Annotated in this window: 10 protein-coding genes; 6 read left to right on the forward strand and 4 right to left on the reverse strand. The window is 62.6% G+C overall.

What is annotated here, in order from left to right:
• Positions 1-118 precede the first annotated feature (118 nt).
• Both NKH13_RS19840 and NKH13_RS19845 read right to left on the reverse strand, forming a co-directional pair.
• Positions 119-3,319 (reverse strand): tetratricopeptide repeat protein, encoded by a 3,201-nt coding sequence (locus tag NKH13_RS19840; protein ID WP_352913910.1) that lies wholly within the window; start codon positions 3,317-3,319, stop codon positions 119-121.
• A 37-nt stretch (positions 3,320-3,356) separates the two neighbouring features.
• Complete coding sequence (locus NKH13_RS19845; RefSeq protein WP_352913912.1) at positions 3,357-5,447, reverse strand: tetratricopeptide repeat protein; 2,091 nt, start codon at positions 5,445-5,447, stop codon at positions 3,357-3,359.
• 136 nt (positions 5,448-5,583) lie between these two features.
• Here NKH13_RS19845 and NKH13_RS19850 point away from each other — a divergent pair, with 136 nt between their 5' ends.
• Entirely contained in the window at positions 5,584-6,327 is a 744-nt protein-coding gene (locus NKH13_RS19850; RefSeq protein WP_352913915.1) for a 2OG-Fe(II) oxygenase, read from the forward strand.
• 30 nt (positions 6,328-6,357) lie between these two features.
• Here NKH13_RS19850 and NKH13_RS19855 read toward each other — a convergent pair whose 3' ends face one another.
• Both NKH13_RS19855 and NKH13_RS19860 read right to left on the reverse strand, forming a co-directional pair.
• Entirely contained in the window at positions 6,358-7,713 is a 1,356-nt protein-coding gene (locus NKH13_RS19855; protein WP_352913918.1) for a sigma-54-dependent transcriptional regulator, read from the reverse strand.
• A 6-nt stretch (positions 7,714-7,719) separates the two neighbouring features.
• Positions 7,720-9,579 (reverse strand): sensor histidine kinase, encoded by a 1,860-nt coding sequence (locus NKH13_RS19860; RefSeq protein ID WP_352913920.1) that lies wholly within the window; start codon positions 9,577-9,579, stop codon positions 7,720-7,722.
• Between the two features lie 234 nt (positions 9,580-9,813).
• On the opposite strand from NKH13_RS19860, the gene NKH13_RS19865 reads away from it, so the two are divergent.
• From NKH13_RS19865 to NKH13_RS19885, 5 genes are all read left to right on the forward strand, one after another.
• Entirely contained in the window at positions 9,814-11,145 is a 1,332-nt protein-coding gene (locus NKH13_RS19865) for a dicarboxylate/amino acid:cation symporter (RefSeq protein WP_352913921.1), read from the forward strand.
• 96 nt (positions 11,146-11,241) lie between these two features.
• Positions 11,242-11,424 carry a hypothetical protein gene (locus tag NKH13_RS19870; protein ID WP_352913923.1) on the forward strand — a complete coding sequence of 61 codons (183 nt, stop codon included), beginning with the start codon at positions 11,242-11,244 and terminating at the stop codon, positions 11,422-11,424.
• Between the two features lie 189 nt (positions 11,425-11,613).
• The gene (locus NKH13_RS19875) at positions 11,614-12,681 is read left to right on the forward strand and encodes a glycosyltransferase family 2 protein (RefSeq protein ID WP_352913926.1); all 1,068 of its coding nucleotides are present in this window, start codon (positions 11,614-11,616) and stop codon (positions 12,679-12,681) included.
• A 152-nt stretch (positions 12,682-12,833) separates the two neighbouring features.
• A complete protein-coding gene (locus NKH13_RS19880; RefSeq protein WP_352913927.1) occupies positions 12,834-13,112 on the forward strand; it encodes a type II toxin-antitoxin system RelE/ParE family toxin in 279 nt (92 codons plus the stop codon).
• A gap of 26 nt (positions 13,113-13,138) precedes the next feature.
• Positions 13,139-13,447 (forward strand): HigA family addiction module antitoxin, encoded by a 309-nt coding sequence (locus NKH13_RS19885; RefSeq protein WP_352455430.1) that lies wholly within the window; start codon positions 13,139-13,141, stop codon positions 13,445-13,447.
• Positions 13,448-13,453: the final 6 nt, after the last annotated feature.

Raw genomic sequence — 13,453 nt, forward strand, 5'->3', positions numbered from 1 at the left:
AATCGGCAGTGGCGAAGGCTCATGACGGATGGCCGGCCTGGATCAGTCGGGCAGGGTGCGTCTCTATCGCCTTGTTCGCCAACGATCTTCTCGGCAAAAGAGACGGTCGTTTGCAGAGTTATGGCGGCACGCCCAGATCGTGCAGCGCACTCATGGCGGCTCGGTATTCGACAAAATCCCTGGGACAATCGCTAGCGGCGAGCCGGTAAAGCCGTAAGGCTTCCTCGCTATGCCCCTGGAGCCGGCTAAGCTCGGCCGTGTAGAAATTCGTTTCGCAGACTTGTCCGGTTCTCTGGGCCAGGCCCACAGCACCAGCATCCGAAAGCGCTTCGGCGGGCGTCTTTTCACCCAGCAGCATGCTGACCAGCGGTGCCGGCCACTTCGTCATGTCGAGCTTGCTTTTCGCTTCCTTCAAATGGCTCGCCGCGCCGTTGCGCCGCGCGGCAATATCAAGCCAGATGGCAAAATAGGCATTGTCGGGCGTGAGAGCGGCCGCCTGTTCGAAATCCGCCTGCGCGTTCGCCATCGCGCCGGAATAGAGATACAGGATGCCCCGGCCGGCATAGGTAGGGGCGTCTTTCGGATCGAGGTTGATTGCTTTGCCATAGTCGGCGATAGCGCGGTCGTATTGGTCCTTTGCCGTCCAGGCGATGCCTCGGTTTTGGTAGCTCTTGACAAGTCTCGGATCGAGGCTGACGGCGCGGTCGTAGTCGGCGATGGCAAGGTCGTATTCGCCTTTCCTGCTCCAGGCGAAACCTCGGTCGTTGTAGGCGATCGCCTTTGTCGGGTCGAGCGTGACGGTCCGGCTGTAGTCGGCGATCGCCCGGTCGTTGTCGCCTTTTTCCAGCCATGCCTCGCCGCGCCTGTAGTAGGCGAGCGTCAGTTTCGGATCGAGGCTGATCGCCTTATCGAAATCGGCGATAGCCTTCTCGGCATCACCCTTGGCAACCCACGTTATGCCCCGGTTGAAAAATGCAGAAGGATCTTTTGGATCGAGGCCGATGGCCTTGTCGAAATCGGCAATGGCGCCGTCATTGTCGCTCCTTCCCGCACGCGCGATTCCACGATTGGAATAGGAAAAGGTATTTTTCGCGTTGAGGCCGATCGCCTGGTCGTAGTCGGCGATGGCACGGTCGAACTCGCCCTTTGCCGCCCACACCAGTCCTCGGTTGTTGTAGGCATCGATGTTCCCGGGGTCGGAGCTGATCGCCTGGTCGTAATCGGCCATGGCACGGTCATTGTCCCCCTTGGCGAACCAGGCTATGCCCCGATTGTAATAGGCGCTTGAGTATTTTGGATCGAGGTTGATGGCTTGTCCGTAATCTTCGAAGGCGCGGTTGACGTCGCCTTTGCGCGCCCAGGCCATCCCCCGGTTGTTGAAAGTCTCGGCACACTTCGGATCGAGATCGATCGCTATGTTGTAGTCGGCGATGGCGCGGTCATTGTCGCCTTTCTTGAACCACACGAAACCCCGAGCGCTGAAAGCATAGGTATCTTTCGGGTCAAGACTGATCGCCTTGTCGAGATTGGCCATCGCCTCGTCGAAATCGCCCCTGTCGGTATCTATCATGCCCCGATGCAGATAGGCGTCGGTCCGACCCGGGTCGATGGTGATCGCCTGGTTGAGGTCGGCCAGCGCACGGTCCCTATCGCCCCTGTCCGCCAGGGCTGCACCTCGATTGGCGTATGCGGCGGCGTATTTCGGATCGAGGCGGATCGCCTCGTCAAAATCAGCGATGGCCTTGTCGGCCTCGCCCTTTCGCCACAAGGACATGCCACGGTTGTTGAAGGGCATCGCGCCTTTCGGATCGAGACCGATGGCCCGGTTGGAGTCCTCAATGGCGTGATCGTCCTCCCCCTTCCTGGACCAGGCCTCGCTACGGTTGACGTAGATTTTCGGATTTGTCGGATCGAGCCTGATCGCCTGGGCGTAATCGGCAATGGCACTGTCCGCATCGCCCCTTGCAAGCGAGGCGATGCCTCTGTTGAAATAGGCATTGCCAAGGTTCGGATCGAAGGTGATCGCCTGGCTGTAATCGGCGATGGCACGATCGATGTCGCCCTTGTTTGCTCGGGCCAGACCCCGGTTTGAATAGGAGATGGCGTGTTTCGGATCGAGTCTGATCGCCTGGTCGTAGTCGGCGATGGCGCGGTCGAAATCGCCCTTCGCCGACCATGCTATTCCCCGGTTGTTGTAGGCGTCGACATATTTCGGATCGAGCGCGATGGCCTGACCATAGTCGGCGATGCCGCCATCGGCGTCACCTGCGTCGGATCGGGCCGCACCTCGCGCGTAGTATGCGACGGCGAGTTTTGGATCGATGCCAATCGCCTTGCCATAATCGGCTATGGCGCGGTCATGGTCCCCCTGGTTGGCCCAAGTGACGCCTCTGCTGTAATAGGCTGGTGCAAATGTCGGATCGAGGCTGATGGACATGTCGAAGTCGGCCAGCGCCTGGTCATGGTCGCCCTTGTTCGACCAGGCGAGGCCCCTGTTGTAGTAGACGCTAGCATCCTTCGGATCGATCGCGACGACCTTATCGTAGTCGGTGATGGCGCCGTTAAAATCGCCGTCCGTCAGCCGGGCGTTGCCGCGCCGGTAGTAGGCATGCGCGTTTTTCGGATCGAGGCTGATTACCTTGTCATAGTCGGCCAGCGCGCGCTCCTCTTCGCCCTTGCTGGTCAACGCATCGGCGCGGCCATTCAGGGAACCGACGTCATTCGGGTTGAGCCTGATGGCCTGATCGAAGTCGACTATCGCGCGATCGTCGTCGCCTTTGCGTGACCATATCAGCCCGCGATTGTGGTAATTTCTGCCGTCTCCGGGATTGAGGCTGATTGCCCTGTCATAGTCGGCCAAAGCCCGGTCGTTCTCGCCCTTGAAGGTCCAGGCGACGCCGCGGTTGTAGTAGGCATCGCCATATTTCGGATCCAGGCTGATCGCCTTGTCCAGATCGGCGATGCCCTTGTCGTAGTCGCCCTTGAAGACCCAGCTGATGCCCCGGTTATAGTAGCCGCTGGCGACGGTCGGGGCGATGCCGATGAACGCGCTGTAGTCGGCAATGGCGCGGTCATAGTCGCCTCGTTCCGTTAGGGTATTGCCGCGCTTGAAATAGGCAATACCACGGTTTTCGACGGGCTCTGTCGCATCCTCGATCATGCGCGTGCAGGCGGCGATCCGCGTGCTTGCCTCGACCTCGTCATCGCTGACGCAGTCGCTGCTGGCAGCCAGCGCCGGAAGCCCCGTGACAAGCAGGAGGATGAGACCAGCCAGCGTGCGCCAGAAAAACCTGTGCCGTTCTCTAACCGGTCCGGTCAATTCGCTCCTCGGCCATCAAAAGTCTCGGAAGTTGTCTTCACGGAACCGCGCCCAACTCGTGCAGAGCGGCCTTGGCCGCAGCGTATTCGTAATAGTCCCCAGGGCAATCGTTGGCGGCGACCCGGTAGAGCCGCAAGGCTTCGTCGTCATGGCGTTGCAGCCGATCAAGTTCGGCGATGAACAGGTTCGCCTCGCACGAATTGCCACGCTTCTTGGCTGGGTCGGCGTCGTCGGCAGCCGCCGATACCTCGGCCGGCGTCAATTCTCCAAGCAGCATGCGAACCGCTGGCGCCGGCCATTTGGTCATATCGAGCTTTTCTGTCGCTTCCTGCAGGTGGCCCACCGCACCGTTGCGCCGCTCGGTCACCTCCAGCCAGATCGCAAAATAGGCATCGTCGGGCTTGAGCGTGGCCGCGTGTTCGAAATCGGCTTGCGCCTTGGCCAGCGCGCTCGAATAGAAGGAGAGAATGCCGCGGCCAAAATAGGCATAGGCATATTTCGGATCGAGGCTGATTGCCCGATCGTAGTCGGCGGTCGCGCGGGCGTAGTCGCCCTTTGCCGACCAGACAACACCCCGGCCATTGTAAGCACGGGCGTCTTTCGGATCGAGGCTGATCGCCTTGTCGTAGTCGGCAAGGGCGCGGTCATCGTCGCCCTTCTTGTGCCAGATACGGCCTCGGTACCTGAAGGCTTTGGCATGTACTGGATCGAGCATAATCGCCTGGCTGTAGTCGGCGATGGCACGGTCATCGTCGCCCTTGTGTGCCCAGGCATTGCCTCTGTTGTCGTAGGCAGTTGGGTCTTTAGGATCGAGCGTGATCGCCTGGCTGAAGTCGGCGATGGCGCCGTCATAGTCGCCCTTGTCAGACCAGACGAGGCCCCGGTTGTACCAGGCATCAACGTTTTTTGGGTCGAGGCTGATTGCCTGTGTGTAGTCGGCGACAGCGCGGTCGTCGTCACCCTTCTTCTTCCAGGCAATGCCACGGTTGTTGTAAGCGGTGGCGTCCTGGGAATCGAGGCCGATCGCTTGGTCATAATCCGCGATGGCGCGGTCGTAATCGCCCTTGTGTTTCCAGGCAACGCCTCGATTGTTGTAAGCACTAGCGTCCTGAGGATTGAGGCCGATCGCTTGGTCATAATCCGCGATGGCGCGGTCGTAGTCGCCCTTGCGTGCCCAGGCCAGGCCTCTGTTGTAGTAGGTGCTGGCCTCTTTCAGACCTAGGCCGATTGCCTGATCGTAGTCGGCAATGGCACGGTCATTGTCGCCCTTGCGTGCCCAAGCGATGCCACGATCTCCATACGTGTCGGCATGTTTCGGGTCGAGGCTGATCGCACGATCATAGTCTGCAATGGCGCGGTCATAGTCGCCTTTTAGTACCCAGACAGCACCACGATTGCTGTAGGCTTTGGCGTCTTTCGCATTCAGTCTGATCGCCTGTTCGTAGTCGGCGATGGCTCGGTCGTATTCGCCCTTCTGTTTCCAGGCAACACCACGGTTGTTGTAGGCCCCCGCATTTTTAGGATCGAGGCCGATTGCCTGGTCGTAGTCGGCGATGGCACGATCGTAGTTGCCCTTGTCTGCCCAGGCGTTGCCCCGGTTGCTGTGGGCATCGGAATGCTTCGGATCGAGGCTGATGGCCTGATCATAGTCTGCAATGGCGCGGTCGTAGTCGCCCTTGTGCTCCCAGGCGACACCTCGGCTGTTGTACGCCTCGGGGTTTGTCGGGTCGAGGCTGATCACCTGGCCAAAATCGGCGATGGCGCGATCATTCTCGCCCTCTTCGACCATTGTGGCGCCTCTGACATAGTAAGCGCCGGCGAATTTCGAATCGAGGTCGATCGCCTGGCCCAAATCTGCGATCGCACGGTCGTAGTCGCCTTGTGACGCCCGTGCCTCGCCGCGCTTGTAGTAGGCAGTCGCGCGGTTGGCCACAGGCTCCGTGGGATCCTCGATCATGCGCGTACAAGCGGGAATCCGCACCGCCGGATCGACCTCATCGTCGCTGACGCAGTCGCTGCTGGCGGACAAGGCCGGGAGCATCGAGACCAGCATGACGACGAGGCAAACGAGGAATTGCCGGACTGCCCCGTCCCTTTGTCGAACCCGTCCGATCAAATCGCCCCCCATCGCGGCAAGCCCCGCTGCATTGTATTCAACGAAGTCCCCGAGACAATCGCTAACGAGTTCACCCGGCAAGAAACGGGTGGTCCGCGCGCGTCGTTTCACCCATCTCAATGACAGAGAAGCCACAGGAGGCGAAGCCATGACCATCCATTCGATAGGCGCGAAAGCGGCGGAGAAATCGGCGGAGGCGCGCGTCGCCGCCTATGATTGGCGCAAGCTCACCGATGAGCTGAGCGGCTATGGCTGCGCGGTGATGGAAAAGCTGCTGACGCCGCAGGAGTGCCGGCAGATCGCCGGGCTCTATCCGGACGAGAGCCATTTCCGCAGCCATGTGCACATGGCGCGGCATGGCTTCGGCAAGGGCGAGTATCGCTATTTCCGCTATCCCTTGCCCCATCTGATCGGCGGTTTGCGCACCGCGCTCTATCCGCGCCTGGCTGCGGTCGCCAACGATTGGAACGAGCGCATGGGTATCGCGCAGCGCTACCCCGACGAACACGCCGCGTTCCTCAAGCAATGCCACGAGCAGGGCCAGACGCGGCCGACGCCGCTCCTGCTGCAATACATTCCCGGCGACTTCAATTGCCTGCATCAGGATCTCTATGGCGATCTGGCGTTCCCGCTGCAGGTGGCGATCCTGTTGTCCGAACCCGGCAAGGATTTCACCGGCGGCGAGTTCGTGTTGACCGAGCAACGTCCGCGCATGCAAAGCCGCGCCGAGGTGGTGCCGCTGCGCCAGGGCGATGCGGTCGCCTTCGCGGTCCACAATCGACCGGTCCAGGGCAGCAAGGGCAATTACCGCGTCAATCTCAGGCACGGCGTCAGCCGGCTTCGCTCCGGCATGCGCCACACCGTCGGCATCATCTTCCACGACGCCAAATAGCCGAGCCGTCCGGTCAAGGCCCGGCGGCGATTACCTGGAAAAATCGCTGCGCACGATGCCGTGGCGCTGGAGCTTGTCGTAGAAGGTCTTGCGCGGAATTCCCAACGCTTCGATCGTGCGCCTGACGTCGCCGTCGTTGCGGCCAAGCGTCTCGCGGATGATGTCGGCCTCGTAGCGCTCCAGCCGCTCCGGCAGCTTCATTGCGGTGTTCGGCTGGGTCGGGGCAGGGCGTTGTGCTTCGGCGCCTTCCTCCAATCCAAGCACAAACCGCTCGGCGAAATGCGCCAGTTCGCGCACATTGCCCGGCCAATCATGGTCGCTGAGATGGCGATGGACCGCGGCCGGAACTGGCGGCACTGGGCGGTGGAAGCGGGCGGCGGCGCGCTCGGCGAAATAGAAGAACAGCAGGGCGACATCTTCGCGGCGCTCGCGCAGCGGCGGGATCGAGATCGTCACCACGTTGAGCCGGTAGTAAAGGTCCTCACGGAAAGCGCCGCGCTGGCACGGATCGCCGAGATCGACCTTGGCGGCGGCGACGACGCGCAGGTCGACTGGCCGCACCTCATTGGTGCCGAGCGGCGTGACCTCGCGCATCTCCAGCACGCGCAGCATCTGCACCTGTGTCGAGACCGGCATGCTTTCGATCTCGTCGAGGAACAGCGTGCCGCCGCTGGCATGCTCGATGCGGCCGATCCGTTTCTTCTGCGCGCCGGTGAAGGCGCCGGCCTCATGGCCGAACAACTCGCTCTCGATGACCGTCTCCGGCAGCGTGCCGCAATTCAGCGCAACGAAATTGCCCTTGGCGCGGCGGCTCCAGCGATGCAGAAGACTTGCCACCACCTCCTTGCCGGAGCCGGTCTCGCCGGTCACCAGCACATCGACATCGGTGTCGGCGATCTGACGCAGTGTGCGGCGCAGCCTGTCCATCGCCGGGGTCTGGCCGATCAGCGGCAAGCCGTCCTGCGCCTCTCCGGCCGCCTCGCGCAAGGCGCGGTTCTCCATCACCAGGCGGCGCTTTTCCGCCGCGCGACGCACGCTCTGCACCAGCCGGTCGGCGGCGAAGGGCTTTGTGATGAAGTCGTAGGCGCCGTCCTTGATCGCGTTGACGGCCATGGCGATGTCGCCGTGGCCGGTGACGAGGATGACGGGAATGTCCGCATCCAGCCGCAGGACACGGTTGAAAAGCTGCAAGCCGTCGATCTGAGGCATGCGGATATCGGACACCACGACGCCGGCAAAACCGGCGTCGAGCCCGGCCAGCGCCTCGGCCGCGACCGCAAAGGCCGAGACCGAGAAGCCGGCAAGCTCCAGCGTCTGCGCGGTGGCCTTGAGGAGATCGCGGTCGTCGTCAATCAGGATCACCGGCGCGGCATTGTCGTTCGTCATAATGGCTTACGCTGCTGTCTGGAGATGAATGGTGAAGCGGGTGCCGCTGTCGTCGCTCGAAACTTCGATGCGGCCGCCATAATCGGCGACGATGTCCTTCGAGATGACGAGGCCAAGGCCAAGGCCTTTTTCCTTGGAGGTGTTGAACGGCGTGAACAGCGATTTGAGGATCCCTGGCGGAATGCCCGGTCCGTTGTCGGACACGGCGACCGTCACGCCGTCGGCGGTCTCTTCGACCGATACCTGCACATGAGCGTCGTCGCGGCCGTCGAGCGCCTCCAGCGCGTTCTGGAAGAGGTTGATCAGCACCTGTTCGAGCCGCACCCGATTGCCCATGACCTTGAGGCTCGGCGGCGGCAGGTCGATGGCCAATGCGTCGAGCCGGCCGGCAAAGCGGCTCCTCAAGAGCACGACCGCGCCCTCGATGACACCACGTAATTCGACAGGCTCGGCGGCGGTGCGGCCCTTGCGGGCAAATGCCTTCAACTCCTCGGTGATTGAGCCGATGCGTTCGGTAAGGGCTGCGATGGCGCCGAGGTTTTCCTCGGCCGGCCCGGTCTGCTTGCGGTCGAGGAAAGTGCGGGCATTGTCGGCATAGGCGCGGATGGTGGCGACCGGCTGGTTGATCTCATGGGCGACGCCGGCGGCGACCTGGCCGAGGATGGCGAGGCGGTTGGCCTGGACCAGATCCTGCTGCACCACCTGGAGTTTTGCCTCCGTGTTGCGGTGGCCGGTGATCTCGGCCTGCAGCCGGTCGCGGGCTTGGCTCAGATCCTCGGTGCGTTCGACGACGCGGCGTTCGAGCTCGGTGCGCGCCGCCTGTTCGGCGGCAATCCGCATCTGCGCCGACTGCCGGCGCCACAACAGATAGGCGGCCAGGCCGAGCAGCGGGACGACGACGCCGAGCGCAAGGAGACGCATTTCGCGGACGGCAGCGGCGATCGACGCTTCAGCCGGGACGAGATAGTCGAGCCGCCATGGGGTCGAAGGAACCGGCGTTGAAAGGCTGAGATACTCTGCGTCGCTGCCGCCCGGCGTCACCGCGTGGACGATGGACACATCCGGGCTGAGCGCCTGCGGGTGCATGATCGGCAACGGCACAAGCGGCGCGTCGCCGAACTGTTGGCTGTCGCGGATCGCGGCTTGCTCAGGTGCGGCCAGCGGCGCGGTTGTCATGAAGCGCCAGGACGGCACGCTGGTGATCAGTACGACGCCATTCTCGTCGCTGACATAGGCCGGGCGGTTTGCCTCGCGCCAGTCGGCTTCGAGCTGGTCGAACTCCATCTTGACGACGACGACGCCGAGCGGTGCGCCTGCATCGCCGACGCGACGCGAAATGTAGAGGCCGGGGCGCTTGCTGACATTGCCGAGCGCAAAATATTCGGCGGTTCCGGCCTGCATCGCGCCGGAGAAATAATCGCGAAAACGGTAGTCATTGCCGACGAAGCTGATCGGCTCGCGCCAGTTGCTGGAGGCGATCGCCAGCCCGTCGGTGCCGACAACATAGAGCACCGACGCTTTGGTGCCGGAGACCAGCCCCTCGAGCTTGCGGTTCAGCACATCGATTGCCGCGGCGTTTTTCTGCGTCAGCGCATCACGCACTTGCTGGTCTGCGGACAAAAGCAGGGGTAGGGCGCGCGGGCTTTCGAGCACGGCGCGCAGCAGCGCGACCTTGAGATTGGCGTCGGTACGCCCCTGCGCCGCCAGGGTGCCGACCTCGGCGGTGCGGCCGTAAAGGCCGGCGCCGTAGAGCGCTGCCGTGACGATCAGCAGGGCGACGGCCGCAAACAGCAGCCAGGCTCGGCGCGCCCGCCTGGCGAGTTGCTCGGGCGTCGAAGACAAGGCACCGGCGGGGCGTTGCAGCATCGCCCATTTGTGCATGAACTCGCACAAAACACAATTCGACTATGCGGAGATTCGCACTTGTCTATGCGTCCGGCACTGCAGTCGTTTGCGAATGTTCAACAAAATCAATGACGAAGAACTCTTGTGCGTATTTGGCACGGCTGTTGCAAACACGAATTCAGCAGTCGCGAGGCTGCTGGTCAAACAACTGCCCCGGGGAGTCGAGCTTTCGATCGGGGCGCCATGGAGGACGTCATGCAGACAGCAATCGCTGCCGCCGAGCCGCGCGGCAAACTTCCCTTATACCGGCATCTTTATGTGCAGGTGCTGGCGGCGATCGCCGCCGGCGTGCTGCTCGGCCATTTCTATCCGGAAACCGGTGAGGCGATGAAGCCGTTCGGCGACGCCTTCATCAAGCTGGTCAAGATGGTGATCGCGCCGGTGATCTTCCTGACGGTGGCGACCGGCATCGCCGGCGTTTCCGACCTGCAGAAGGTCGGCCGCGTCGCCGGCAAGGCGATGATCTATTTCCTGGTGTTCTCGACGCTGGCGCTGGTCGCCGGCCTGGTCGTCTCCAATGTCGTCCAGCCCGGCGCCGGCATGCACATCAATCCGGCCACGCTCGATACCACCAAGGTGACGGCCTATGCCGAGAAGGCGCACGACACAACCATCGTCGGCTTCCTGATGAACATCATCCCCGACACCATCACCGGCGCCTTCGCGCAGGGCGACATCCTGCAGGTGCTGTTCTTTTCGGTACTGTTCGGTGTCGCGCTGGCGCTGGTCGGCGATCGCGGCCGTCCGGTCGTCGATTTCCTGCAGGCGCTGACCACGCCGATCTTCCGCCTCGTCGCCATCCTGATGAAGGCCGCGCCGATCGGCGCGTTTGGCGCCATGGCCTTCACCATCGGCAAATACGGCATCGGCTCGATCGCCAATCTGGCCATGCTGATCGGCACGTTCTACCTGACCGCGCTGCTGTTCGTGCTGGTGGTGCTCGGCGCCGTCGCCCGCTACAACGGCTTCTCGATCCTGGCGCTGATCCGCTACATCAAGGAAGAGCTGCTGCTGGTGCTCGGCACCTCGTCCTCGGAAGCGGCACTGCCGGGCCTGATGGCCAAGATGGAGCGCGCCGGCTGCAACCGCTCGGTGGTCGGCCTGGTCATCCCGACCGGCTATTCCTTCAACCTCGACGGCACCAACATCTACATGACGCTGGCGGCGCTGTTCATCGCGCAGGCGACCGACACGCCACTCACCTACGGCGACCAGATCCTGCTGCTCGCCGTCGCCATGCTGAGCTCCAAGGGTGCCGCCGGCATCACCGGCGCCGGCTTCATCACCCTGGCGGCGACGCTCTCGGTCGTCCCAACCGTGCCGGTCGCCGGCATGGCGCTGATCCTCGGCGTCGACCGCTTCATGTCGGAATGCCGGGCGCTGACCAACTTCATCGGCAATGCGGTGGCGACGGTCGTGGTAGCGCGCTGGGAGGGAGAACTCGACCAGACGAAGTTTGCCGCTGCCATGGCCGGCGACTTGCCGGAGGAAGTCGACCTGTCGCTGCCGGGTTTGCAGGCCGCCTGACTGTTTAGGCCACATGACTATAAGCCCGGAGCCGGTTCGCCGGCTCCGGGGCAAAAGCACCGGCGGTCGCGGCATGCCGCCTGAACGCAACCTGAAGTGGCCCTGTTTTCGACGCGGGGCTTGTTCCAGCCGCATTTGAAGGCCAGTATCCGCCATGCCTTCATGGCACCTGTCCGCTTCGCTCCCGACCTGATCGCGAGGCGAGACATTTCCGTCGGGCTCGGTTGCGACATCACCTTGGCCGAACCGTCGGAGCTTTTGCTGCCGCCGACCCCCTGACCATGGCAGCAGCCCTCGAAGGCAATGGCGGCCTCAATACGAAGTCGCAAAGCGAAACGTGACCCGTCTCCTCTTGGAAAGCGCAAGCTTTTCCCCGGGGAACTCGTCGCGCGCCAAGAGGGGCGCTTGAAGAGGGGCGGGCCCATGAGGGCCTTTGCCGAACCAAAGCAAGATGCGAGGTCAAACGCGATGCAGTCTGTCCAAAACAGGATTCCGGTATCCATCATCATCCCGAACTACAACTATGCGCGGTTCCTCAAACGCAGCATCGACAGCGCCCTCGAGCAGGACTACGCGGATGTCGAGGTCATCGTCGTCGACGATGCATCGCAGGACAATTCCACTACAATCATGGAATCGTATCGCGACGAGATCCTCGCATGCCCGCGAGCGCAAAATGGCGGACACGCGGCGGCGTTCAACACCGGCTTTGCGGCGAGCTCGGGCAAGATCATCCTGTTCCTCGACGCCGACGATTATCTTTATCCGACCGCCGTCTCCACCATCGTGGAAACCTGGGACGAGGCAACCGCCCAGGTGCAGTCCAGACTGCATATCGTCGACGAAGGGCAACGCATCAAGGATGTCTTTCCGCCGCCCGAACTGCCCTTCGACAGCGGCGACGTGATGCCGAAACTGCTACACAAGGGCCGCTACCAGACGACCGTGACCAGCGGATTGGCCTTCGACCGCGCAACCCTGGAATCGATCATGCCGATACCGGAGCCGGAGTTCCGCCAGGGCGCCGACGGCTATCTGGCAACGCTGGCGCCAATGTACGGGCACGTCCAATCGATCGACGAATGCCTCGGCGCCTACCGGATCCATGGCGCCAACCATTCGGTCTTCGGTGAAAAGCTCGCCGAGCGGGCACGCTGGCGGGTAACTCACGATTTCCGCCGCATGCAGGCGCTGTCGGACCAGGCCTCCGGGATCGGCCTGACCATCGTGCCGTCGGATGCTGTCCGCCACGATCCGGTCCACCTGGAAGAGCGGCTGGCGTCGCTTTGCGCGGACAGAGACCGACATCCTGTGGCCGACGATTCCCGGCTGGCGCTCGGGGCGGCCGGCGCCGTCGCCAGCCTCGAAATGACCGCATCCCTGCGGCGGCGCGCCATCCTTGCCGCCTGGTTCCTGTCGGTCGGTGTGTTGCCGCGGAAAATGGCGACCGCGATCCTGTCGTGGAAGCTTGATGCATCGTCGAGGCCGGCATTTTTGAGCCGCCTGTCCAAGAGAATCCGCCACGCCATGGGATAGCGGATGATGCCGTGACATAGGTCCGCAGGTATTCGGCTGGCCCGGCCCAGCGTCCAGCGGGCGTGGCTATTGCCTCCGATGGGCTCGGACCATTCTGTAAATTATTTGCTTACACCTGCTTGACCCGCGTAAGCAATATGCTTACATGTCGTATGATCAAGTCGTTCAAGCACAAGGCGCTGGCGGACCTCTTTCAAACCGGAAAGACCGGGAAGATCGACGCTAAGATGCATAAGCGCATCCTTGTCCGGCTTGACCGTTTGGAAGTCTCGGAAAGGCCTGATGACATGGACCTGCCCGGCTTCGACTTCCACGCTTTGAAGGGCTTCGACCCGACCCGCTACACGGTGCATGTCAACGGGCCGTGGTGCATCACATTCGAATTCGACGCCAATGATGCCGCCCGCGTCGATTTCGAACAGTACCATTGAGACGGCTTAGATTGGAGAAATCGATTATGAGCGTGTATGAGCCGATGCGTCCGATGGAGCGCTGCCCATCCCACCCTGGGGCGCTGCTCGACGACATTATCCCGGCAACCGGAAAGACCAAGGTGGAAATCGCCAATCTGCTCGGAATCTCGCGCCAGCAGCTCTACGATATTATCCGCGAAAAGAAGCCGGTGTCGCCGGCCGTCGCGGCGCGTCTTGGAAAGATGTTCGGCGACGGCGCCGCGATCTGGCTCAGGATGCAGGCCGCTTACGATGCGTGGCACGCGGAGCGCGAGGTCGACGTCAGCGCCATTCCAAGGCTCCATGCTGCCTGAGATGCA

The organism is Mesorhizobium sp. M1348 (genome assembly GCF_040317925.1).
Classification (GTDB): Bacteria; Pseudomonadota; Alphaproteobacteria; order Rhizobiales; family Rhizobiaceae; genus Mesorhizobium.

What these genes read in the sequence shown, in the direction of transcription:
- NKH13_RS19845 (WP_352913912.1), bottom strand. Translation starts at nt 5,447, where the DNA reads ATGGGGGGCGATTTGATCGGACGGGTTCGACAAAGGGACGGGGCAGTC.
- NKH13_RS19850 (WP_352913915.1), top strand. Translation starts at nt 5,584, where the DNA reads ATGACCATCCATTCGATAGGCGCGAAAGCGGCGGAGAAATCGGCGGAG.
- NKH13_RS19855 (WP_352913918.1), bottom strand. Translation starts at nt 7,713, where the DNA reads ATGACGAACGACAATGCCGCGCCGGTGATCCTGATTGACGACGACCGC.
- NKH13_RS19860 (WP_352913920.1), bottom strand. Translation starts at nt 9,579, where the DNA reads ATGCTGCAACGCCCCGCCGGTGCCTTGTCTTCGACGCCCGAGCAACTC.
- NKH13_RS19865 (WP_352913921.1), top strand. Translation starts at nt 9,814, where the DNA reads ATGCAGACAGCAATCGCTGCCGCCGAGCCGCGCGGCAAACTTCCCTTA.
- NKH13_RS19875 (WP_352913926.1), top strand. Translation starts at nt 11,614, where the DNA reads ATGCAGTCTGTCCAAAACAGGATTCCGGTATCCATCATCATCCCGAAC.
- NKH13_RS19880 (WP_352913927.1), top strand. Translation starts at nt 12,834, where the DNA reads ATGATCAAGTCGTTCAAGCACAAGGCGCTGGCGGACCTCTTTCAAACC.
- NKH13_RS19885 (WP_352455430.1), top strand. Translation starts at nt 13,139, where the DNA reads ATGAGCGTGTATGAGCCGATGCGTCCGATGGAGCGCTGCCCATCCCAC.